This window comes from Bacillus sp. SKDU12, from assembly GCF_010093085.1.
Classification (GTDB): domain Bacteria; phylum Bacillota; class Bacilli; order Bacillales; family Bacillaceae; genus Bacillus; species Bacillus mexicanus.
Window position 1 is genome coordinate 153,500 of the sequence record NZ_MSRC01000006.1, and the last position, 20,537, is coordinate 174,036.

At 45.3% G+C, this 20,537-nt stretch carries 17 protein-coding genes and 1 pseudogene; 5 read left to right on the forward strand and 13 right to left on the reverse strand.

Going from position 1 to position 20,537, the window contains the following annotated elements:
* The first annotated feature begins 212 nt into the window (after window positions 1-212).
* Window positions 213-1,502, forward strand: a complete 1,290-nt coding sequence (gltT, locus tag BTW01_RS05635; RefSeq protein ID WP_162102048.1) for a glutamate/proton symporter GltT — start codon at window positions 213-215, stop codon at window positions 1,500-1,502.
* A gap of 37 nt (window positions 1,503-1,539) precedes the next feature.
* Here gltT and BTW01_RS05640 read toward each other — a convergent pair whose 3' ends face one another.
* The 4 genes and pseudogenes from BTW01_RS05640 to BTW01_RS18685 all read right to left on the reverse strand — a co-directional run bounded on the left by BTW01_RS05640 (window position 1,540) and on the right by BTW01_RS18685 (window position 4,150).
* Window positions 1,540-1,947, reverse strand: coding sequence for an ASCH domain-containing protein (locus BTW01_RS05640; protein WP_162102049.1), 408 nt, complete (start codon window positions 1,945-1,947; stop codon window positions 1,540-1,542).
* Window positions 1,948-1,961: 14 nt separating this feature from the next.
* Entirely contained in the window at window positions 1,962-3,002 is a 1,041-nt protein-coding gene (locus BTW01_RS05645; RefSeq protein ID WP_162102050.1) for a M42 family metallopeptidase, read from the reverse strand.
* A gap of 134 nt (window positions 3,003-3,136) precedes the next feature.
* Entirely contained in the window at window positions 3,137-3,304 is a 168-nt protein-coding gene (locus BTW01_RS05650) for a hypothetical protein (RefSeq protein WP_162102051.1), read from the reverse strand.
* A 108-nt stretch (window positions 3,305-3,412) separates the two neighbouring features.
* Window positions 3,413-4,150, reverse strand: a pseudogene (locus BTW01_RS18685) (YhfC family intramembrane metalloprotease).
* Window positions 4,151-4,257: 107 nt separating this feature from the next.
* Between BTW01_RS18685 and fabHB the strand changes: the two are divergent.
* Window positions 4,258-5,235: a beta-ketoacyl-ACP synthase III FabHB gene (gene fabHB, locus BTW01_RS05660; RefSeq protein WP_162102052.1), complete on the forward strand. Its 978-nt coding sequence runs from the start codon at window positions 4,258-4,260 to the stop codon at window positions 5,233-5,235.
* Window positions 5,236-5,276: 41 nt separating this feature from the next.
* On the opposite strand, the gene BTW01_RS05665 is transcribed toward fabHB, so the two are convergent.
* From BTW01_RS05665 to BTW01_RS05690, 6 genes are all read right to left on the reverse strand, one after another.
* Window positions 5,277-7,604, reverse strand: a complete 2,328-nt coding sequence (locus BTW01_RS05665; protein WP_162102053.1) for a YhgE/Pip domain-containing protein — start codon at window positions 7,602-7,604, stop codon at window positions 5,277-5,279.
* A gap of 70 nt (window positions 7,605-7,674) precedes the next feature.
* A complete protein-coding gene (locus BTW01_RS05670; protein ID WP_162102054.1) occupies window positions 7,675-8,250 on the reverse strand; it encodes a TetR/AcrR family transcriptional regulator in 576 nt (191 codons plus the stop codon).
* Window positions 8,251-8,391: 141 nt separating this feature from the next.
* Window positions 8,392-9,804, reverse strand: a complete 1,413-nt coding sequence (gene hemY / locus BTW01_RS05675) for a protoporphyrinogen oxidase (RefSeq protein ID WP_162102055.1) — start codon at window positions 9,802-9,804, stop codon at window positions 8,392-8,394.
* A gap of 14 nt (window positions 9,805-9,818) precedes the next feature.
* Window positions 9,819-10,751 carry a ferrochelatase gene (gene hemH, locus BTW01_RS05680; RefSeq protein ID WP_162102056.1) on the reverse strand — a complete coding sequence of 311 codons (933 nt, stop codon included), beginning with the start codon at window positions 10,749-10,751 and terminating at the stop codon, window positions 9,819-9,821.
* 72 nt (window positions 10,752-10,823) lie between these two features.
* Window positions 10,824-11,885 (reverse strand): uroporphyrinogen decarboxylase, encoded by a 1,062-nt coding sequence (gene hemE, locus BTW01_RS05685; RefSeq protein WP_162102057.1) that lies wholly within the window; start codon window positions 11,883-11,885, stop codon window positions 10,824-10,826.
* A gap of 121 nt (window positions 11,886-12,006) precedes the next feature.
* A complete protein-coding gene (locus tag BTW01_RS05690; RefSeq protein ID WP_162102058.1) occupies window positions 12,007-14,151 on the reverse strand; it encodes a transglycosylase domain-containing protein in 2,145 nt (714 codons plus the stop codon).
* 121 nt (window positions 14,152-14,272) lie between these two features.
* Between BTW01_RS05690 and hmoB the strand changes: the two genes are divergently transcribed.
* The 3 genes from hmoB (at window position 14,273) to BTW01_RS05705 (ending at window position 17,784) form a co-directional block, all read left to right on the forward strand.
* Window positions 14,273-14,773 (forward strand): heme-degrading oxygenase HmoB, encoded by a 501-nt coding sequence (gene hmoB, locus BTW01_RS05695; protein WP_162102059.1) that lies wholly within the window; start codon window positions 14,273-14,275, stop codon window positions 14,771-14,773.
* A 355-nt stretch (window positions 14,774-15,128) separates the two neighbouring features.
* Complete coding sequence (locus BTW01_RS05700; RefSeq protein ID WP_162102060.1) at window positions 15,129-16,520, forward strand: hypothetical protein; 1,392 nt, start codon at window positions 15,129-15,131, stop codon at window positions 16,518-16,520.
* A gap of 73 nt (window positions 16,521-16,593) precedes the next feature.
* A complete protein-coding gene (locus BTW01_RS05705; RefSeq protein WP_162102061.1) occupies window positions 16,594-17,784 on the forward strand; it encodes a M20 family metallopeptidase in 1,191 nt (396 codons plus the stop codon).
* A gap of 16 nt (window positions 17,785-17,800) precedes the next feature.
* Here BTW01_RS05705 and BTW01_RS05710 read toward each other — a convergent pair whose 3' ends face one another.
* From BTW01_RS05710 to ecsA, 3 genes are read right to left on the reverse strand one after another with little or no spacing between them, the layout of a single operon-like run.
* Entirely contained in the window at window positions 17,801-18,511 is a 711-nt protein-coding gene (locus tag BTW01_RS05710) for an EcsC family protein (RefSeq protein ID WP_162102062.1), read from the reverse strand.
* A 19-nt stretch (window positions 18,512-18,530) separates the two neighbouring features.
* Entirely contained in the window at window positions 18,531-19,757 is a 1,227-nt protein-coding gene (locus BTW01_RS05715; protein ID WP_162102063.1) for an ABC transporter permease, read from the reverse strand.
* Window positions 19,750-20,493 (reverse strand): ABC transporter ATP-binding protein EcsA, encoded by a 744-nt coding sequence (ecsA, locus tag BTW01_RS05720; protein WP_162102064.1) that lies wholly within the window; start codon window positions 20,491-20,493, stop codon window positions 19,750-19,752. Before ecsA ends, BTW01_RS05715 begins: the two co-directional genes overlap by 8 nt.
* Window positions 20,494-20,537: the final 44 nt, after the last annotated feature.

Consider the following 20,537-nt stretch of genomic DNA (forward strand, 5'->3'; position numbering starts at 1 on the left):
ATTTTGAAATAACAACCATGTTAGGACAAAGATCACCTGTTTTTAGATAATTATGGTGATTTTTATTTTATTTTAGAAAATTCCTTATTTTCTAAATATAATTTGCTATAGACGAACTCATTTCTTATCTATTATAATTTGATCTAATAGTGAGATTAAATATATGTCTATTCATGATGTATGTTGATACTTTGTTTTTCGGGAGGTAATCTATGAAAAGAATTAAGTTTGGATTAGCCACACAAATATTCGTTGGACTTATTCTAGGTGTCATTGTTGGCGTTATTTGGTATGGCAACCCAACATTGCCTACTATATTGCAGCCAATCGGGGATCTCTTTTTACGCTTAATCAAAATGATAGTGATTCCTATTGTTGTCTCTAGCTTAATCATCGGTGTAGCCGGTGCAGGAAATGGAAAGCAAGTCGGTAAATTAGGCTTTAGAACAATTCTGTACTTCGAGATCATTACAACTTTTGCTATCATTCTCGGACTAGCCCTTGCAAACATCTTCCATCCGGGTACAGGAGTTAATATACACGAAGCTCAAAAATCGGACATCAGTCAATATGTTGAAACTGAAAAAGAGCAAAGTAATAAATCAGTGGCGGATACATTTTTGCATATTGTGCCGACAAACTTCTTCCAGTCTTTGGTTGAAGGGGACCTTCTTGCTATCATCTGCTTTACAGTGCTATTTGCATTGGGTATTTCCGCAATCGGTGAAAGAGGCAAGCCTGTTTTAGCCTTTTTCGAAGGTGTATCCCATGCCATGTTCCACGTTGTAAACCTTGTGATGAAAGTTGCGCCATTCGGTGTTTTCGCGCTTATCGGAGTGACTGTATCTAAATTCGGACTCAGCTCCCTTCTCTCTCTCGGAAAGCTCGTCGGATTGGTGTATGTCGCACTTGCTTTCTTCTTAATTGTCGTATTTGGAATTGTTGCAAAACTTGCCGGCATCAGCATCTTCAAATTCCTTGCTTATATGAAGGACGAAATCTTACTGGCGTTCAGTACGTCCAGCTCTGAAACGGTTCTTCCGCGCATCATGGAAAAAATGGAGAAAATCGGCTGTCCGAAAGGTATTGTTTCATTTGTGATTCCGATCGGATACACGTTTAACTTAGATGGGTCTGTCCTCTATCAATCTATTGCCGCGCTGTTTTTGGCACAGGTTTATGGCATTGATTTGACAATTTGGCACCAAATTACGCTTGTACTCGTCTTAATGGTAACATCTAAAGGAATGGCTGCCGTGCCTGGTACTTCTTTTGTTGTCTTGCTTGCGACACTTGGCACCATCGGTGTTCCGGCTGAAGGACTTGCCTTTATTGCCGGCGTAGACCGTATCATGGACATGGCACGTACCGTTGTCAACCTGACTGGTAACGCGCTTGCTGCCGTTGTGATGTCTAGATGGGAAGGCATGTTTAATTCAGCAAAAGCTGAAACGGTCATGTCTCAAGCTAAAGCAGACCGAAACGCAACCATTTCCGGTTAATGAAAAGCCTGCGGGGTTCTTGCCCCGCAGGCTTTTTTTAATCTTGAACAAGCTCAAACAGCTCTGTAATCAAAACAGTATCATGATTCAGGTCCAGTTCACCGTTTTTGATCAATTCCGCCCATGCCGTCCGATGGTCTCCCTGAAATTCCTCAATTCGCTCGCCATTGCCCTCTCCTTTGACTAGCCTCATATCAGGCGCTCCAAAGGTCGTTTCAAACACATCTATCACTTTTATATTGCATCTCGGTTTGTCATGCTTATCATAAACGGTAACAAGCTGCCCGGCTGTTTGATACACATCGTTCAATTCATCTTTAGAATATAATGATTTCGGGGCGCACGTGGCTGTTTTTTCGCCGGCGAGGATTTGCTGAATCAGCTGTTCGCCCAAGCCCTCATCACCTGCCCAGCCGAATGTGCTTTTCAGCTCATAAATTTTCATTTCGTCTTCTCCCCTTATACCATCGCTGACTGTACATAATAGTACAGAAGCTTGGCCGTATGGCGAAGAGACGATTGATGGGTCCGTTCAAATGCATGGGAAGCATCAATTCCCGGCCCAATGAGTCCATGCACAATATCATGTCCCGCTTTGATCGCTGCTGACGCATCTGACCCGTAGTATGGATAAATATCAAGCTTATAGTCGATATGATGCTTCTCAGCTAAATCAGCTAAATGCTTTCTCAGCTGATAATGATACGGCCCGCTCGCATCCTTCACACAGATTGATACTGAATATTCATCTGTCGCCTGTCCGTCACCGATAGCCCCCATATCGACCGCCAAATATTCGACCGTTTCAGCAGGAATATTGGAATTCCCGCCATAGCCGATTTCTTCATTATTCGAAATGAGAAAATGGGTTGTATACGGCAGTTCAATACCTTCTGTTTGAATTCGATGAATTAAACGAAGCAATAAGGCGACACTGGCTTTATCATCTAAATGGCGAGATTTAATAAATCCGCTTGAGGTGATCTCAACGCGGGGATCAAACGACACAAAATCGCCAACGCCAATGCCAAGCTCTTCCGTATCTTTTCGGCAGTGAACAGGTTCATCAAGGCGAATCTCCATATTCTCCTGATTTCGCTCAGCTTTTCCTGCGTCTTTATATACGTGCACTGATGTTTGATGCATTAAAATGGTGCCTGTATACGTTTTTCCCGAGGCTGTTTCAATTTGGCAATACTCCCCCTCAATCGAGTTGTAGCGGAACCCGCCGATCAAATCAATTTTCAGCCGGCCGTCAGCTTTGATTTCTTTTACCATAGCGCCGAGGGTGTCAACGTGCGCCGTCAGCATGCGGTGCCGGGACGTGTCGCGTCCGGGAAGGGTTGCAATTAAACCGCCCTTGTGGTTCCGAACCGTTTCTACTTCCCATTCTTTTAAAAGGCTTTCAATATAATTGATCACCTCATATGTATTTCCTGTCGGGCTGGGGATCGATACAAGTTCCTTGATGAGCTCCATCGTTTTGCGTACAGACGTCACAGGGCATTCCTCCTTTTATTTTTCTATTTAAAATATACTCCTTTCCCGAGGAACTCGTCCAATCTTTTCCTATCAATCTCTCATATGCTGTAGAGAGCATGGGAGGAGGAGGAATATCTATGTGCTATCGTCATTCACATGAACGGAAACATCATTGTCACGATTGGTTTGATGATTTTTGGTTCTTTGACGAGTGGTTCGATAAAGATTTCCACGACCATTGCGAGAAAAAGAAAAAACACCATGACCCTTGCGAGAAAAAGAAGAAAAAGAAACACCATTGTTTCTCTTGTAAAAAACACAGACACTCTTGCTGTCGTTGGTAACGACTGAAATATTCTGATGACCCATGCTTCATGAATATTTCCATTCCCATTTTTCCAAGCGGGCTTCACTGCTGCTTGGACCTTTTATTGTAACAGTCTTTTTGCTTTGACAATCCAGATAGACTGATACGGCTGCGATTTACTTTTGACAGCAGCAGATTCTATTATTCTTTTTTGATATAAAACTGCCGGTACATTAAAGAGTGCATGCAGAAGAATAGCATACAGCAAAAACTGCGGCCGGCAGTTTTGAACCGCATAATGCACAAGCAGTAACAGCCCGATTTTGACGGCAATTGCACTGCTTCTTTCTATTCCGCCCAGCAGCCATTCAAATGAAGGAGTATGTAGCAGCTTCTGCCGCATCGGCAAAAATGGCATCATTCAACAAAAGCTGTTCAAACGTTCCATATTAAAAATGCATATACAATAAGCGAGTTAGAGGACAAGCCTGCCATCATGATAACCTAAAGCCCGCCATGACCCGTTCCAAACGCTAAGCGATCCAATCAAGCATAATGGCGCTTCAAAAAAATCTCATCACGATATACCTGCCGCACTCCTCAAAAATCCCGGCCATCAAACAGCCGTAAATGCCATACCACAATGGATGTCTGCATGGCTTTCGTCAGTTCATTCCCATGCGGTACATAAAGCTCTCCAAAAGCTGGACAAAGACGACAAAATACGTGAGAGCGCCCATAAAAAGACCTTAAATGAGGTGCTGTACTTTCGCTGAAACCATACCATCAGCCCGATCAGCAATAAAAACACAATAGCCCCTGATACTGCCATATAGACGACTGCTCCTTGACTGACCATTTTCCAGTCTCCTTTTCCCTTTTCATCGGTTCCTTTCTATGAAAAAAACTTTTTAGTACCAGATACTAATATCTAGTGTTATAATCTGATCATAAGGAGTGATACATATGTCAAAAGCAACAATTACAGCAATTGGCACCTATGCGCCGAGCAGACGCTTAACCAATGCGGATTTAGAAAAGATCGTTGATACTTCAGATGAATGGATTGTTCAGCGTACAGGGATGAGAGAGCGCCGGATTGCGGATGAACAGCAGTTCACCTCTGATTTATGCATCGAAGCGGTGAAGGATCTCAGGAATCGTTACGACGGGACACTTGATGATGTCGATATGATCCTCGTTGCCACAACAACAGCCGATTACGCCTTTCCTAGTACGGCATGCCGTGTGCAGGAATACTTCGGCTGGGAAAGCACCGGCGCGCTGGATATTAATGCGACGTGCGCCGGGCTGACATATGGCCTTCATTTGGCCAACGGCTTGATCACATCTGGCCTTCATCAAAAAATTCTCGTCATCGCCGGAGAGACATTGTCAAAGGTAACAGATTACACGGACCGAACGACATGCGTTCTGTTTGGCGACGCTGCGGGGGCGTTGTTAGTAGAGCGAGATGAAGTGACACCTGGATTTCTCGCATCTGTCCAAGGAACAAACGGAAATGGCGGAGATATTTTGTATCGTGCCGGACTGCGGAATGAACTAAACGGAGTGCCTCTAGCTAATACCGGAAAAATGGTTCAAAACGGACGCGAGGTGTATAAATGGGCAGCGAGAACCGTCCCCCGCGAATTCGAACGTCTTCTCCAGCAGGCAGGACTGACAAGCGGCGAGCTCGATTGGTTTGTCCCTCATAGCGCCAATTTGCGTATGATTGAGTCGATTTGTGAAAAAACGCCGTTTCCGATTGAAAAAACGCTCACCAGTGTCGAATCTTATGGAAATACATCTTCTGTTTCAATTGTTTTGGCTCTTGATCTCGCAGTAAAAGCCGGGAAACTAAAAAAAGATCAAACCGTGATGCTATTTGGATTTGGCGGCGGATTAACCTATACAGGATTGCTTATCAAATGGGGTATGTAATAAAAAAAGAACTTGTTTCCAAGGAAACAAGTTCTTTTTTATTATGAAGCCGGCTGTTCTTCTGAAGTTTCTTCCTTCCGGCTTAAAATCGTAAAATAAGTGATCGTGAGCAAGATCATGACAAGGGCAATACCGATGAGTACACCGGCCATTTGCCACATGTAGCCAAAATCACCGTTTGAAATGACCGCTCTGAATCCGTTAATGCTGTAGGTCATCGGCAATGCGCCGTGAATCACTTGATAGAAATTTGGAAGCAATTCAAGCGGGAAGGTTCCTCCGCTCGCTCCCAGCTGCAGCACTAAAATAATGACTGCAATAAATCGGCCCGGATTGCCCATCGTTGTCGCCAAAAATTGAATCAGCGCCAGGAAAGCGAGACTCGTAATGATCGTAAACACGTAAAATCTCCACGCGCTCTCAACCTCGAGACCAAGTCCCAGAAGCAGAACCGTCGCCACAATCAGTGATTGAATGATTCCGACAAGCATCATCACATTGAATTTACTGAAGAACCATTCAAAACCGTTTCTCGGACGCCCTGATGCTTCCTTCAGCGGGAAGACCACCGTCAGCATGATGCCGCCGACATACAAGCCCATTGACAGAATATAAGGTGTGAGCCCTGTTCCATAGTTAGGAACAGAATGAATGGCGTCATCATCCGTTTTCACAGGATCAGAGAACATGCCATACGTTTGATCATCAGCATTGATATCTCCTGTTTGATCAGCCGCATCCTTCAGCTTATTAGACAGCTCTCCTGTGCCGTCCAACAGCTTACCTAAACCTGTATCAAGTGATCCAGATCCATCTGCCAGTTTTGATGATCCGCTTTGGACCTGCTTAGAACCGTCTAACAGTTTCAGCAAACCGCCGGATACTTGGCTGCTTCCTGTCACCAATTGCTCTGAGCCTGCTTTTGCTTTGGCAAACTGCTTATTATATTCACCAATTCCGGCTGTCAGTTTATTTTGGTTTTCTGTCAGGTTTTGTGAACCATTGTATATCTTTTCGGCTCCAGCCGTTAATTTGTCAATCGCATCTTGAACCGATTTTGCGCCGTTGTAAAGCTGCGATGTAGCTGCTGGCAGTGCCTTTGCCTGTGCAACCTGCGCTTTCACATCTTCCAGAGAGCTTTTGATCTCTGAAATGTCAGGCAGCTGATCAGCTGTAGGAAGCTGGCTTACTATTTGATCAAAATCAGGCACATCAACTTGCGGAAGCTGCTTTTCAGCAGAAGCGATCAGCTGGCTTTTTTGCTCTGCTGTTAAGAAATCACTCGAGTTGATGAGATTTTTAAATGCCTGATCTCGGTCTTTCAAGCTGTTTTCAAGGTCAGTCAGCTGCTTTTGAAATTTCTTCATCGCAGTTTCTGACGTGTCCAAGTTGTTCACAGCAGTTTCAAGCTTCGTTAAATCGAGCTCATTAATGCGCTTTTCCGCTTTTGCTGCTTTCTCGGCTCCCACTTGCGCTTTACTGTTGAGCTGTTCCAGCCCGTTTGTAATTTTAGGCAAGCCTTGCTGCGTTTTTTGCAGGCCGGCGAGAAGCTCATTCAGCTTGCCTGTCAGCTGTCCTGAACCTGCAGCAAGCTTACTTGAATTATCATAAATTTGGCTGCTGCTGTGCTGGAATTTTCCGAGCGAGCTGTCAAGCGATTGGATGCCGCTTGTCACCTGCGCCGCTCCGTCTGCAAGCTGCGCCGTTTTGTCACTGATGGTGGCGGTGCTTTCTTTCAGCTTATCCAGATTTTCTTTTAGCTGGGCGCTTCCGTTTTTCGCATCCTTTGCGCCGTCATCAATTTTTTTCGCTCCGCTGCTCGCGTCGCTCAACCCTTTTGCGATATCTTTAAAGTTATCAAAAATAACTTTCGAATATTGCTTGGTTACTTCCTTAGAAACTGAGGCTTTCAGTTTATCAATCGCTTTTTCACCGATTGTTGCCCCTACATAGTTCGAACCCGCATTCGTATGATATTTCAGATCCAGCTTTTTCGGATTTTTGTCCATTACAGTGCTGGCATTCTTAGAAAAATCCTTAGGAATCTCGACAACTAAATAGTATTTTTGATTTAATAAGTCCTTTAGCGACTGATCGAGATCATTAGAAAAATGCCAATCAAAGTTATTATTATCTTTTAATTCTTTGACCAGATCATCACCGATTTGAAGTTTTTCTCCTTCATACGTTGCTCCTTTGTCTTGGTTAACGACAACGACAGGCAACTGATCGACTGTGCCGTATGGATCCCAATAAGCCTTTAAGAACACCCCGCTGTAAATAAGCGGAACAAACAAAATGGCAATGATGGGAATTAATAATTTTTTACTCGTTACGATGTCTTTCCACTGACTTCGTATTGTGTTCATCCTGATGCCTCCATTCTAAAACTGACTCATCATGAAAAATAGTCATTTTCTTACAAAGAGAAAGGATTATCTAATGGGCTGACAATCCTTTGACAACATACAATTCAAGCAATTCCGCAATTGTCTCTTTATTGAGCGGGGGATGCTCTTTTTCCCAATCAAAAATAAGCGCAATATAAAGCTTCAGCATCACGAAAGCTGTCAACTCAGGGTCACACGGTTTGATTGCACCGCTTTTAATCCCGCCTTCAATCTTATTTTTTATGTAAGACAAAATGCCTTGCTCCATTTTTTGGATCACTTCTTGAACAGCCATTGTACCAATCTCAGCGTTTTCTTGGAAAATTTTAATCGTCAGCTGATGCGTTTTCCTGAACTCCAGAATGGCAAACAGCGCCCTGTGGACATTTTCATGGAACGGAAGGTTCGGCTCCATTGCTTCGTCCGCTTTTTGCTCCATTTCCTTTAATAAAGTAGTGAAAATCTCGTCAAAGAGCTCTTCTTTATTTTTGAAAAACGTATAAATGGTTCCCTTCCCTACGTTCGCAAGCTTTGCCACAAGATCCATTGTTGTCGCTTTATACCCGAATTGCGTAAAAGACTTGGTGGCTGCCTTTAAAATGAGCTTTTTTCGATCTATCGACATTGTATCCACCTCAAAACTGACCATTTGAACATTTTAGTCATTAAGTACATATGCAAATGTACCACATCCAACTGTTCAAATCAATCATTTATTCACAAAATTGCCATTGCACAGCAAAAAACCTCCGCCATAGCGGAGGTTTTAGCTGAATAAATAGGTAAGCGCGTCAGACACGGCAGTTTTTCCTTGATCGATGCAGTCGGGAATTCCGACACCATCGAAAGAAGCGCCTGTCATGTAAACACCTGGATATGCAGAAGCCAATGCTTCACGCAGCTCTTTAATGCGCTGCTTATGACCGACATGATACTGCGGCATGCTTTCATGCCAGCGGGTGACACATGTCATTTCCGGCTCCCCGTCAATATTCATGATTTTCTTTAAGTCTTCTAAGACAATGTTGATAATGTCGTTATCTGAGAGGTCGACGATGGATTCGTCTCCGGCTTTTCCGACATAGGCGCGAAGCAGCGTTTTGCCTTCTGGCGCTGCGTGCGGCCATTTTTTGTTCGTCCACGTACAGGCTGTAATCGCGAAATCACTGTTTCTTGAAATCACAAAGCCTGTGCCCTCATGTTCCATTTGGACAGCGCCTTCCGGGAAGCCCAAGGCGACAGTTGCCACGGATGTGGAGTGCATGTTCTTCAAATGAGACATGGCTGGAAGATCAGAAAGCATTCCTGCAGCCGCTTTATGCGGAGCCGTCACAATCACTGATTCAGCATCCAGCGCGACACCGTTATCCAGTTCGAGTGAGTAGCCAGTGCCGCCCCGGCTGATCTTGGTCACTTTTGTGCCTTTATATACCTTCGTCAGCTCTAATTGCTTCTCGATCTCTTCTACAAGCGTCTGCAAACCGGTTGACAGGGTTTGAAACTGCCCTTGTTTTTTAGCCGTCAGCTGCTGTCCGGAGCTTTGAGGCCTTGTTTTTTTCATACCGAGAATCAAGCTTCTGTGCTTTTGCTCCGTCTGATAAAATTGCGGGAAAGTCGACATAAGGCTGAGCTTGTCAATGTCGCCTGCGTAAATGCCTGATAGAAGCGGCTCGATTAAATTCTCAACCACTTCATCACCGACACGTCTGCGGAAAAATCCCCCCAATGACTGGTCATCCTTTGACTTGCTTGCAGGCAGGAAGAAATCCATAGCAGCTCTTGCCTTCCCAGACAGAGAAAAGAGACCGGTGGAAACGAACGGCGCAATTTTAGTCGGTATCCCCATCACGGCGCCCTTCGGCATTGGATGCAAAGTGCCGTTGACAAGCACATAGGATTGCCCTGTCGCATTGTTGACAAGCAAATGCTCAAGGCCTGCATCTTTTACAAGCTGCGGAGCGCTTGTCTTTCTTTCCAGAAAAGAGTCAGGACCTCTTTCAATGACATAGCCGTCCTTTTTGACAGTTTGGATTTTCCCGCCGACTCTCGGACTTGCTTCAATCAGTGTCAGCTCAAGCGGCAGATTTTTTTCTTTGATTTCTTTTTCCATATAGAAAGCGGCGGCTAAACCAGTAATGCCGCCGCCGATGATGACTACATGTTTTTTGCCGTCACTCATGTTCATCACCTTCTTTAACGTCCTAATTTTTTTAATACAACTGTTGCTAACGCATCAATAAATTCCGGCTGTGCATTCGGCATTTCCGGACGGTAGTAGCTTGCGCCAATATCGTCAGTAACCACTTTGCATTCATAATCATTATCATAAAGCACTTCTAAATGATCTGCGACAAAACCGACAGGGACATATACAAATGCCTGATAGCCTTTTTGTTCAAACAAATCACGTGTTAAATCCTGTACATCAGGTCCCAGCCAAGGATCAGGCGTGTTCCCTTCACTTTGCCAGCCGACAGCATATTCGGAGATGCCTGCGCCTTCAGCAATTAATTTCGCCGATTCATGAAGCTGGTCCGGATATGGGTCCCCAAATTCTTTGATTTTTTCCGGCAGACTGTGTGCGGATATGATGAGCATTGCGTTTTCTCTTTCATCTTCAGGCATTGACACATATGTGTCCTTCACTCGGTCAACCCAGTATTTCACGAATTTCGGTTCATCGTACCAGCTTTCAACAGATGTGATCGTTATGCCGCCAAGTTTTTCTGCCTCTTCTTTGGCTCGTTTGTTGTAAGACTGTACGCTGAATGTGGAGAAATGAGGCGCCAGCACGAGGCTTACAGCTTCTGTAATGCCGTCCTTATGCATTTCTGCCACAGCATCTTCAATAAATGGCTCGATATGCTTCAGTCCGATGTACGCTTTAAACGTGATCTCATCCTGAACCTCATTTAAGTGCTGTTCAAGCTTATGCGCTTGCTCCTCTGTGATTTTGGCAAGCGGTGAAATCCCGCCAATTGCTTCGTATCTGTCTTTCAAATCTTGAAGCATTTCAGGTTCAGGCTTTCTGCCTCTTCTGATATGTGTATAATACCGTTCGATATCTTCTTCTTTATAAGGCGTGCCATACGCCATAACGAGAAGCCCCATTTTCTTTCTACTCACTGTCTACACCCTCTTTAATGATCTGATACAAACATTTTGACAGGATATCATTTAAGATACCAAAAGATATGCTTATGAATATTGACCCATTTTCTTGTTTTGTGAATATTTATGGACAAATGCTGTCAGCTTTTTCAAAACCTCAGGATTGACGTCAGGAAATACTCCATGCCCAAGATTGAAAATGAAGCTGTCCGATTTTAACCCCTGATCCAGTATTTCCGTCGTTTTTTTCTCAATGACTTCCCACGGCGCAAGCAAAATAGACGGGTCCAAGTTGCCCTGCACTGTTTTCGCAATGCCTTTTGATCTGGCTTCATCAATTCCAAGTCTCCAATCAAGCCCGACAACATCTAACGGGAGGTCATGCCAATCGCCTGCAAGGTGGCTTGCGCCGACGCCAAACATGATCAGCGGCACATTCTCCTGTGCAAGCTCTGAAAAGATTCGGTTCATTACTGGTTTGATGTATGTTCTGTAATCTGCCTGATTCAGCGCGCCGACCCATGAATCAAAGATTTGTATCGCTTTTGCGCCCGCTTTAATCTGCGCTTTCACGTACACGATGATCATGTCGGCAAGCTTGGACATCAGCAGATTCCACGCATCCGGCATGCTGTACATAAAGGCTTTTGTTTTATTGTAGTTTTTCGATGGGCCGCCTTCAATCATATAGCTGGCCAGTGTGAAAGGCGCACCTGAGAAACCGATGAGCGGCACGTTGAGCTGCTCATTGACAAGCAGTTTAATTGTCTCAAGCACATACGGCACATCCTGTTCCGGATCAATCTGGCCAAGTTTTTCAATGTCCGCCAGAGACCGTATCGGCTGATCAATCACGGGACCGATCCCATTTTTGATCTCAACATCCACACCAATTGACGGGAGCGGAGTCATGATATCTTTATAAAGGATTGCAGCATCGACTCCGTATTGCTCAACCGGCAGTCTTGTGACATACGCACAAAGTTCCGGCTGATGTGTAATATCAAACAATCCGTACTTTTCCTTCAGCTTCCGGTATTCCGGCTGCGAGCGCCCTGCTTGTCTCATATACCATACAGGCGTGTGATCCGCTTTTTCTCCCCGTGCCGCTTTTAAAAACGTCTCATTAAACGTTTCTCGTTTACTCATCTGATTTCCACCTTTCATACTGCAACCATACGTTCGTGTTTCTTGACTCATTACACTATACCTTGTTTTAGGCAAATGGTATAGAAGTGAGGCTCAAAGTTCAAGAAATCGCCGAATTCCATTAAGAGGAAAACAATTTAGGCTGAACGTAATCGGTTCCTTCCCCTTCTTTCTTTGTCTGTGTATTATAAGGCACAATTTTATAAGAAGCGCCCGAAAACAAGTTGGCATAAGGAATTTCATAACTTCCCTTTCCTTCAACTGACTCAAGAAGCGTTTCCTTGCCGTCCTTGTTTACATAAATTCTGTATACGGCCCGATCATCCTTTTGAGCGTCCCATTTTAATTCGATGGTAAACAGCCCCGCAGCTTTGAATGTGTAATCTGCTTTCAGCGTTTTGACAGGCTCCAGCTCAATCGGGCTTTCTAGTTCTTTGACATTTTTCGGTTTCGCAAACACAGAACCGGTTTCGCCAGCCTGTGTCAAAATATCCTTAAACAGTCTCGTCGAATACGAGCTGCCGCCTTTTAAATAATGGCTTTGATCTGTTTTGTCATAACCCATCCAGACAGCCCCGGTTATTTTTGGCGTATAGCCTGCAAACCAAGCGTCTTTTGTCGCCCCGGAGACACCCGTATAAGTTGTAGAACCGGTTTTTCCGGCCAGGTCGCCATGATAGGTTCCGGACGTCGCCGTTCCCTTTTTGACCACCTGCTGGAGCATTCTTGTCATATTCCAGGACGTTTGCTTGCTGAATACCCGTTTTTCCTCTTCTTTATGATCGGCTATTATTTCTCCGTCTTCATCTTTTATGCTTGAAATAAAGTACGGCTCAGTATACGTTCCATTCGCGGCGAACGTATGAAATGCGCCGGCAAGCTGGAGCGGCGAAACGCCTTTTTCCAAGCCGCCTAGAGCAAGCGCAAGCCCTTCATCAGGAATATCAATTCCGTTTGCTTTCAAATAAGATTTTCCAGTTTCAACACCGATCTCATTTAACGTCCACACAGCCGGCGCATTTTTGCTGAACGCAATGGCGTCAGACATGGTGACTTCACCCTGATACTGGCTGTCATAGTTTTTCGGCGTATAATCTCCGTAGGATTGCTGTTCATCCTTTAATAGAGAATAGGGCTTGAATTTTTTTTCTTGCATCGCCGGCCCGTATACTGCCAGCGGCTTAAATGTGGAACCCGGCTGACGGGCAGCAGTGACACGATTATACCCTTTGGCCGTGTAATCTCTTCCGCCGATCGCCGCTTCCACGCCGCCTGTCTTGTTATTGATAAAGACCGCGCTTCCTTCAGCATTCTGGTCTGTTCCGGGATAATAGCTTCCCTGCTTCATCACTTGATAAGCCGTCTTTTGCAGCTTTGAATCAAGCGGCACCTTGATCGTATATCCGCCTTGAAGCAGCTGCTCTCCGGAAACAGAGTACTTGTCTTCCGCTTCTTTAATGACAAGGTCAACGTAGCTGTCAAACCAAGGTGTTTCTGATTGTTTCTTTACGTTCAGCCCGAGTGTCCGCCCCTGTGCGCTGACAGCCTCTTTCGCACTGATAAAGCCTTGATCATTCATCATGCCGAGAATCGCATCACGCCGCTCCTTACTTTTATCAGGATGCAAAACAGGCGAATACGTAGAAGGCGCCTTCGGCATAGCGGCCAAAACCGCACCCTCGGATACAGTTAAATCTTTTACCTCTTTACTAAAATAATAGTGGGATGCTGCTTGTATGCCGTAAACGCCATGTCCGAAGTAAAGCTGGTTCAAATACATCTCCAGCAGCTTGTCCTTGCTGTAATCCCGTTCAAGATTGATCGCAATAATCACTTCTTTTGTTTTTCTTAAAAACGTTTTGTCATGTGTCAGAAAAATATTTTTAGCAAGCTGCTGGGTAATCGTGCTCCCGCCTTCCACCTTTCCGCCTGCCAAAATATCACGGTACACTGCCCTGCCGACCGATTTTGCATCAATGCCATGATGCTCATAGAACCTTTTATCTTCAACAGCGATGAAAGCTTCTCTGACCTGCTTCGGAACCTCATTAATCGAGACTGGCTCACGATTTTCCGTATAGAGGCTGGCAATCTCATCTCCGTTTTGATCCACAATTTTAGATGATGCATGAAGAATCAGCTTCTTTTCATCTATGACATAATGCCCGAGAAAAATAATTGAAATATATCCTATTAAAGCGAGAAAAGCAGTTAACACTAAAAGCATAATGGGGATCAATAGTTTCTTTTTCTTTATCTGAAACATGAACTCACCTCGCCTTTCTAAATGTAGTATGGGAAAAATTGTTTGGAATTATGTTTGAAGCACTCGCCAATAGAAACTTATACCATTGTTTTGATATACTAGCAAGCAGGAGGTGGCTGATATGAAGGTTTATATAACATATGGAACAGCCGATTTTTTAAAAACGATCGTAAAGAAACACCCCTCGGAACAGATCCTTTTGATGCAGGGGCAGGAAAATGCGATTTTGATCCACGAAACAAGCGGAGATACGGTTTTCCAGGCACCGCACACCTATGAAGTAATTGACCAAACCGGAGAGATGAAGAATCCCGGCTTTGCAGTCTTGAATAATATTGCCGTCACTCAAGAAGGACGCCCGCTGTTTGAAAACAGATTTAAAAACAGAGCGGGAAAAGTCGAAAACGAACCCGGTTTTGAAGCGATTCGTGTGCTCCGTCCGCTTGACAGTGACACCTACGTTATTCTTACCTTGTGGGAAGCCGAACGAGCCTTTCAAGATTGGCAGCAGTCCGATTCATACAAAGAGGCCCACAAAAAACGCGGTACGTCTGCCGGAATGGATACAACGTCGATCTTCTCCCGTCCTTCGTATGTCACTACATATTTCGCTGTTGAGTAGCTGCCGGCTTGCCCGTCAGCTTTTTTAATGGGGGAAAGCAACATGAATGCCCTTTCTGCGAGTTTAAAGGCTGATGATTTAATAAGAAAGGAAAGCAACCTTATTGAACCTGCCCTTTTCGAATTTGACGCTCACGGCATGATTTATATTTAGAGCCACCGGAAAACATCACCGCCTGCGGAACAAATTGGCTTGCTGACGCGGGTGTGGTTTCTTCCAGCACAATAAAAAGCGAATAAAGTCTTAAAGCAGCAGTTAAAACAATTCAATATCCAGCTTTCATTATAACTCTTTCTTCTGTTCCGGCACCTTCCGCCCGCCTATGAATAATCTGTAGGAAGCGGAGGAGTGATCAATGATGGAAGCCGGGATTTTGTCTGTCCATATTCTGTATGTGTTTTTTATCGGGGCGATTATCCTATTTATGCTGCTGCGGAAAGATACGACCTTTATTTCCTTATTCGGTATTTTCATCATCTCGCTATGGGCGAGTCATTCACTTTCAGCTGCTGTCAGCAGTTTATTCCACAGCTTTATCTACGCGGCCGGCGAACTGTTGCCCACGATTTTCATTATTTGTTTTATCGTTTCGATGAGTGATTTGTTAACCAAAACAGGGATAAATGAAGCCATGATTTCTCCCTTTGCAAGCCTTGTGAAAGGCCCTGTGACTGCTTACTGGCTGATTGGCGGACTGATGTTTGCCATTTCTCTCTTCTTTTGGCCTTCACCGGGTGTCGCTTTGATCGGCGCCGTCTTGCTTCCGACAGCCGCCCGCGCCGGGTTGCCGCCTATTGCCGCTGCCATGGCTATGAACTTATTTGGACACGGTTTTGCCCTCTCAGGAGACTTTGTCATTCAGGCAGCGCCAAAGCTGACAGCTGATGCAGCAGGCATTCCAGTTGGTGACGTCATTTCGGCCAGCATCCCCCTTGGGCTGATTATGGGATTGGCCACAACAACCGCAGCATTTCTAATGATTCAGCGCGAACGCAGCAAACAGGAGCAGCCAGCTTCTTTGACTCCCGCACATCCTGGCGAACTAGACACCTCGCTATACTTGCCAAAACGTCTGCGGTTCGTACTGGCTTTTGTCATTCCGTTTGTCTTTCTTGCTGATATCGCCTGCATGATCTTGTTTACCCTTCAAGGAAATGATGCGACCGCATTAATTGGCGGGTCTGCAATCTGTATCCTTTTAATCGTTCATTTTCTCGTATATAAGCAAAAAAGCCTTGAAAAAATCACCGGTTATTTTATTGACGGATTCCAATTCGGTTTTAAGGTTTTCGGTCCCGTCATCCCGATTGCGGCTTTCTTTTATCTGGGCGACTCAGGCTATGAAAACATCCTGGGCACTTCACTCCCTAAAGATTCCCACGGAATTGTCAACGATCTCGGCATCGCGTTATCCCACATGATGCCTATGTCGAAGGAGCTTGCCGCTGCTGCTTTAACTGCAGCAGGAGCCATCACCGGTCTCGATGGATCAGGATTCTCAGGCATTTCTCTCGCTGGCTCTATCGCCAAACTCTTTTCAGCTGCTCTTCATACTAATCCCGCCATTCTGACTGCGCTCGGCCAAATATCTGCCATCTGGGTGGGCGGCGGCACACTGGTTCCTTGGGCACTAATCCCCGCTGCGGCCATGTGCAAAGTCGATCCTTTTGAGCTTGCCAGAAAAAACTTCATTCCCGTCATGATTGGCCTTTCAGTCACAACCCTCGCAGCCATGATGATGCTTTGATAACACACAAGTTGAAATATTCAGAATTTTTATATACAATCATGGAATAGTATAGAAAAAGGGGGAAGCGAATTTGTCCATATCCACACTGCAGAAAGAGATAAACAAACAGCTCGACGGCTGTTTTGAAGAAATGGTCGAGATCAGACGCCATTTTCACATGTATCCTGAGCTCTCGTTTCAAGAGGAAAAAACTGCCGCATTTATTGCTTCCTATTATGAATCATTAGGAGTCCCAATCCGCACGAACGTCGGCGGCAAAGGAGTTTTGGCATATATTGAAGGAAGTGAACCGGGACCTACTGTCGCTTTGCGGGCCGATTTTGACGCCCTTCCCATACAAGATGAAAAAGATGTTTCTTACGCCTCTAAAGTGCCCGGTGTCATGCACGCATGCGGCCATGACGGCCATACAGCAACTCTTCTTGCAGTGGCGAAAGTCCTTCACCAAAACAGACATGAGCTGAAGGGAACATTTGTCATGATCCACCAGCATGCGGAAGAATCTTATCCAGGCGGCGCAAAGCCAATGATTGAAGACGGCTGTCTCGAGAACGCGGATGTGATATTCGGCACGCACCTTTGGGCGACTGATCCGCTCGGAACCATTCTCTGCCGCTCCGGCGCCGTCATGGCAGCGGCGGACCGATTCACGATCAAAATCATTGGAAAGGGCGGTCACGGCGCTCACCCGCATGTTACGAAGGACGCTGTTCTGATCGGCTCACAAATCGTTTCCTCTCTGCAGCACATTGTCAGCCGTAAAGTCAACCCGATTCAATCCGCCGTCATTTCAACCGGCTCTTTCATCGCTGACAACCCGTTTAATGCTATCGCAGACCAAGCGGTCCTCACCGGTACAGCGCGTTCTTTTGATGAAGATGTCCGCAACGTGCTGGCCAAAGAAATCGAAGCCGTTGTAAAAGGCGTGTGCAGCATGCACGGCGCATCCTATGAGTATAACTATGAACGGGGATATCCGGCGGTTGTGAACCATCCTGCTGAAACGAACCACTTAGTCAGCACCGCAAAGAATACGGAAGGCGTTCAGAAGGTCATTGACGGCGAACCGCAAATGGGCGGTGAGGATTTCGCGTATTATTTACAAAACGTCAAAGGCACCTTTTTCTTTACAGGCGCCGCTCCTGAACAGCCAGAGCGCGTCTATTCCCATCACCATCCGAAATTCGATTTCGATGAAAAAGCGATGCTGACTGCAGCAAAAGTGCTTGCAGGCGCTGCGATCACCTATCATAAGCTATAAAAAACAGCCGGAGCTTTTATTCTCCGGCTGTTTCCTTTACGATTCTCAGATGAAAGATGTGTCTTGCTGTTTCCCCCAGCTGAGCAAGCAGCTTATAATTGGCAATGCCGCCGACAGCTGCTCCTACTCCGGGCAAAAGCTGCAGAAGCTTCACGACATCAATATAATCACGATATTCCTGCTGGAACACTCTCCAATCGATACTCTTTTTTTCAGTCCTCCAATTGTCGACGGTAGTAAAAAGCGTTTTGCGGCAGTCATCACTCGAAAATGCGAGCTGAAAGACAAGCAGCAAAAACATCCTTTCTTGTGGATCCTTCACATCAAAACCGTAAATAGAGGATAAGGCAAATAAACACTTCATCTTAATTGAAAGCAGCAGCGGAAAATCGGTAATTCCTAAAAAAATGCCGCCCGCTCCGGTGCCGACTCCCTCAGCAGCCGCTACCTTCTGATAAGAAGCAATCGTTTTTTTCGCCAGTTCGTTTTTTTCACTGAGTGAAAGATCGCTTGTATCCTTCTGATATGTGATGATATTGGAGCCGGCCATTGTCGCTTCGACCATTTTTTTCACGCTCTCGGTGACAACTGCATGAATTTTTTCAGGAATCCGCTCATTCACCTTTGTCTGCACACGCTTCGAAAAGCGTTCAAACAGGGAATCCTTCCGCAAAAAATGCATTTTCCACTGAAGTGCCTCTTGCATCAGCAGCTGATTGTCTGTCATGTAGCTACCCCTTTTCCGTTCACAGCTTTCCATGTTTTTTCAGTCTGGTTGTCATATAAGACGGAAGCACAACAAAAATCAGAACTGCAGAACCGATCAGCGCGTACAGAAAACCTGTCAATCCGGCAGCATAGGCGGATGCAGCAGACAGCAGCAGCGCTTGAACGCTAAGAGCCGTTTTCAATAGAGAAAAATAGCTTTTCAACTTCGTTTCTTTTTTTACAGGATAAAGCTCTTGAAGCGCCAGGTGATCAAAGTGACCGAACAGCGGCAAAAGCTGAATGCCCGTAATGAAAATGGTAAACACAGTCAAAATTCCTGCAATCAGCGGGCTTGCCGACACATACATAATAATCAGCGCGAAAATGACCGTTAATCTAACAAGTATGCCCAAATAATCACTTGAACGCAAAAAGGCGCGAGTGTACATGTACGCGAACGTCTTACGCTGCTCAAACGGCACAAGACGCAGCAAAAAGTCGAGATACACCCTGCGTTTCGCCTGCTTTCGCAAATGCGGCACATCAGTGAACAGATTGGCAATCCGATAGAAACGCTGCTTGCGTCTCAATTCAGACTCAATATGGCTCTCCCATTTAAATGTTTTCCGTTTTGCCGCCGAAGACACATACAGATAAAGAGCAGCCATAATGATATAGACCACAAGCGCATACATGTAAACAGCTTGAAAAACAAAATAAAGAACGAGCGTATTCGCTGCGAAGCGAATGACCACATCCATCCTTTTCACGCTTCGATCATTGTGAAAGGTTGTGCGCCATTCCATCACCTGATTCCACGCTTTCAGCAGCAAAAGCTGGACGAAAACTGCCGCATACGATGCCAGTGAAGCCTGTGATGCAACAGCGAAATACAGCGGCATCGCCACAACACTCAATGCAATCAGCGGAAACAGCTGAGACAGATAGCTATAGACAAACGCCTGCTTCAAGTAAGGCTCCATTTTTGCTTCAAGCGGCAATAAGAAGACAAGGTCAGCATCCTTCAAAAGCGTCCGCACATAAGAGCTTGTCAACACGAGTGAAAACAGCACAGCCATCAACCAAAAGGATGGAAAGTGAGCGGGAATGTCCCGTATCCATTTGCTGTACCAGCTTGCAGCGCCCGCAAGAAAAAAGATCAAAACAATAACGAGGTGATCGTTGAGCATGTATTTCATATACATTCTTGTTTCTTTGATATGCTCCTGCAGCCGCGACTGCCAAATATCAAGCATATTATTCATGGCCAGCGTCTTCCTTCGTGAGCTCAAGATACAGATCGTCCAGCGCCGCATCCTTCATTCCAAACTGCTCTCTGAGCTCGGACAGCGTGCCGCGCGCCCGCACCTCGCCGTTATGTAAAATAATAAACGAATCACAATAGCGTTCTGCCGTCGCCAAAATGTGCGTTGACATCAGCACACTCGCCCCGCCTTTTTTCGCTTCATTCATTCGCTCAAGCAGCGCGTTAATCGCAAGCGGATCAAGCCCTAGAAAAGGTTCATCAATAATATAGAGCGCCGGCTCAGCCAGAAATGCGCACATGATCATCACCTTCTGCTTCATTCCTTTAGAAAAATGAGCCGGGAACCACTTCAGCCTCTTTTCCATTCGGAATTCCTTTAAAAGCGGCGGCAGCCTTTTCTCCATCGTTTCTTTCGAGAGGCCGTACGCCATCGCTGTTAACTCAAGATGCTCCATTAGCGTCAGCTCTTCATATAAAACAGGTGTTTCAGGTATATAGGTGAATTGTGAACGGTAGCCTTCTGGATCCTCAGCAAAGGTTTTCCCGTTTAATTCAATTGAACCTTTATGCGCATCCATCAGCCCGATAATATGTCTGATTGTTGTACTTTTACCAGCACCGTTCAACCCGATTAAACCGACAATTTGATTCGGCTCAAGGGTGAATGATACATTTTTCAAAACCGGATTTCTTGTATACCCGCCGGTTACATCATTTACTGATAGCAGAGACATAGTTTCTCCCCTTATATTGTTTTTCTTCATAGTACCAAAAACAA

What these genes read in the sequence shown, in the direction of transcription:
- BTW01_RS05700 (WP_162102060.1), top strand. Translation starts at nt 15,129, where the DNA reads ATGATGGAAGCCGGGATTTTGTCTGTCCATATTCTGTATGTGTTTTTT.
- gltT (WP_162102048.1), top strand. Translation starts at nt 213, where the DNA reads ATGAAAAGAATTAAGTTTGGATTAGCCACACAAATATTCGTTGGACTT.
- BTW01_RS05665 (WP_162102053.1), bottom strand. Translation starts at nt 7,604, where the DNA reads ATGAACACAATACGAAGTCAGTGGAAAGACATCGTAACGAGTAAAAAA.
- BTW01_RS05710 (WP_162102062.1), bottom strand. Translation starts at nt 18,511, where the DNA reads ATGACAGACAATCAGCTGCTGATGCAAGAGGCACTTCAGTGGAAAATG.
- BTW01_RS05715 (WP_162102063.1), bottom strand. Translation starts at nt 19,757, where the DNA reads ATGAATAATATGCTTGATATTTGGCAGTCGCGGCTGCAGGAGCATATC.
- hemY (WP_162102055.1), bottom strand. Translation starts at nt 9,804, where the DNA reads ATGAGTGACGGCAAAAAACATGTAGTCATCATCGGCGGCGGCATTACT.
- ecsA (WP_162102064.1), bottom strand. Translation starts at nt 20,493, where the DNA reads ATGTCTCTGCTATCAGTAAATGATGTAACCGGCGGGTATACAAGAAAT.
- BTW01_RS05690 (WP_162102058.1), bottom strand. Translation starts at nt 14,151, where the DNA reads ATGTTTCAGATAAAGAAAAAGAAACTATTGATCCCCATTATGCTTTTA.
- BTW01_RS05670 (WP_162102054.1), bottom strand. Translation starts at nt 8,250, where the DNA reads ATGTCGATAGATCGAAAAAAGCTCATTTTAAAGGCAGCCACCAAGTCT.
- BTW01_RS05640 (WP_162102049.1), bottom strand. Translation starts at nt 1,947, where the DNA reads ATGAAAATTTATGAGCTGAAAAGCACATTCGGCTGGGCAGGTGATGAG.
- hmoB (WP_162102059.1), top strand. Translation starts at nt 14,273, where the DNA reads ATGAAGGTTTATATAACATATGGAACAGCCGATTTTTTAAAAACGATC.
- hemE (WP_162102057.1), bottom strand. Translation starts at nt 11,885, where the DNA reads ATGAGTAAACGAGAAACGTTTAATGAGACGTTTTTAAAAGCGGCACGG.
- fabHB (WP_162102052.1), top strand. Translation starts at nt 4,258, where the DNA reads ATGTCAAAAGCAACAATTACAGCAATTGGCACCTATGCGCCGAGCAGA.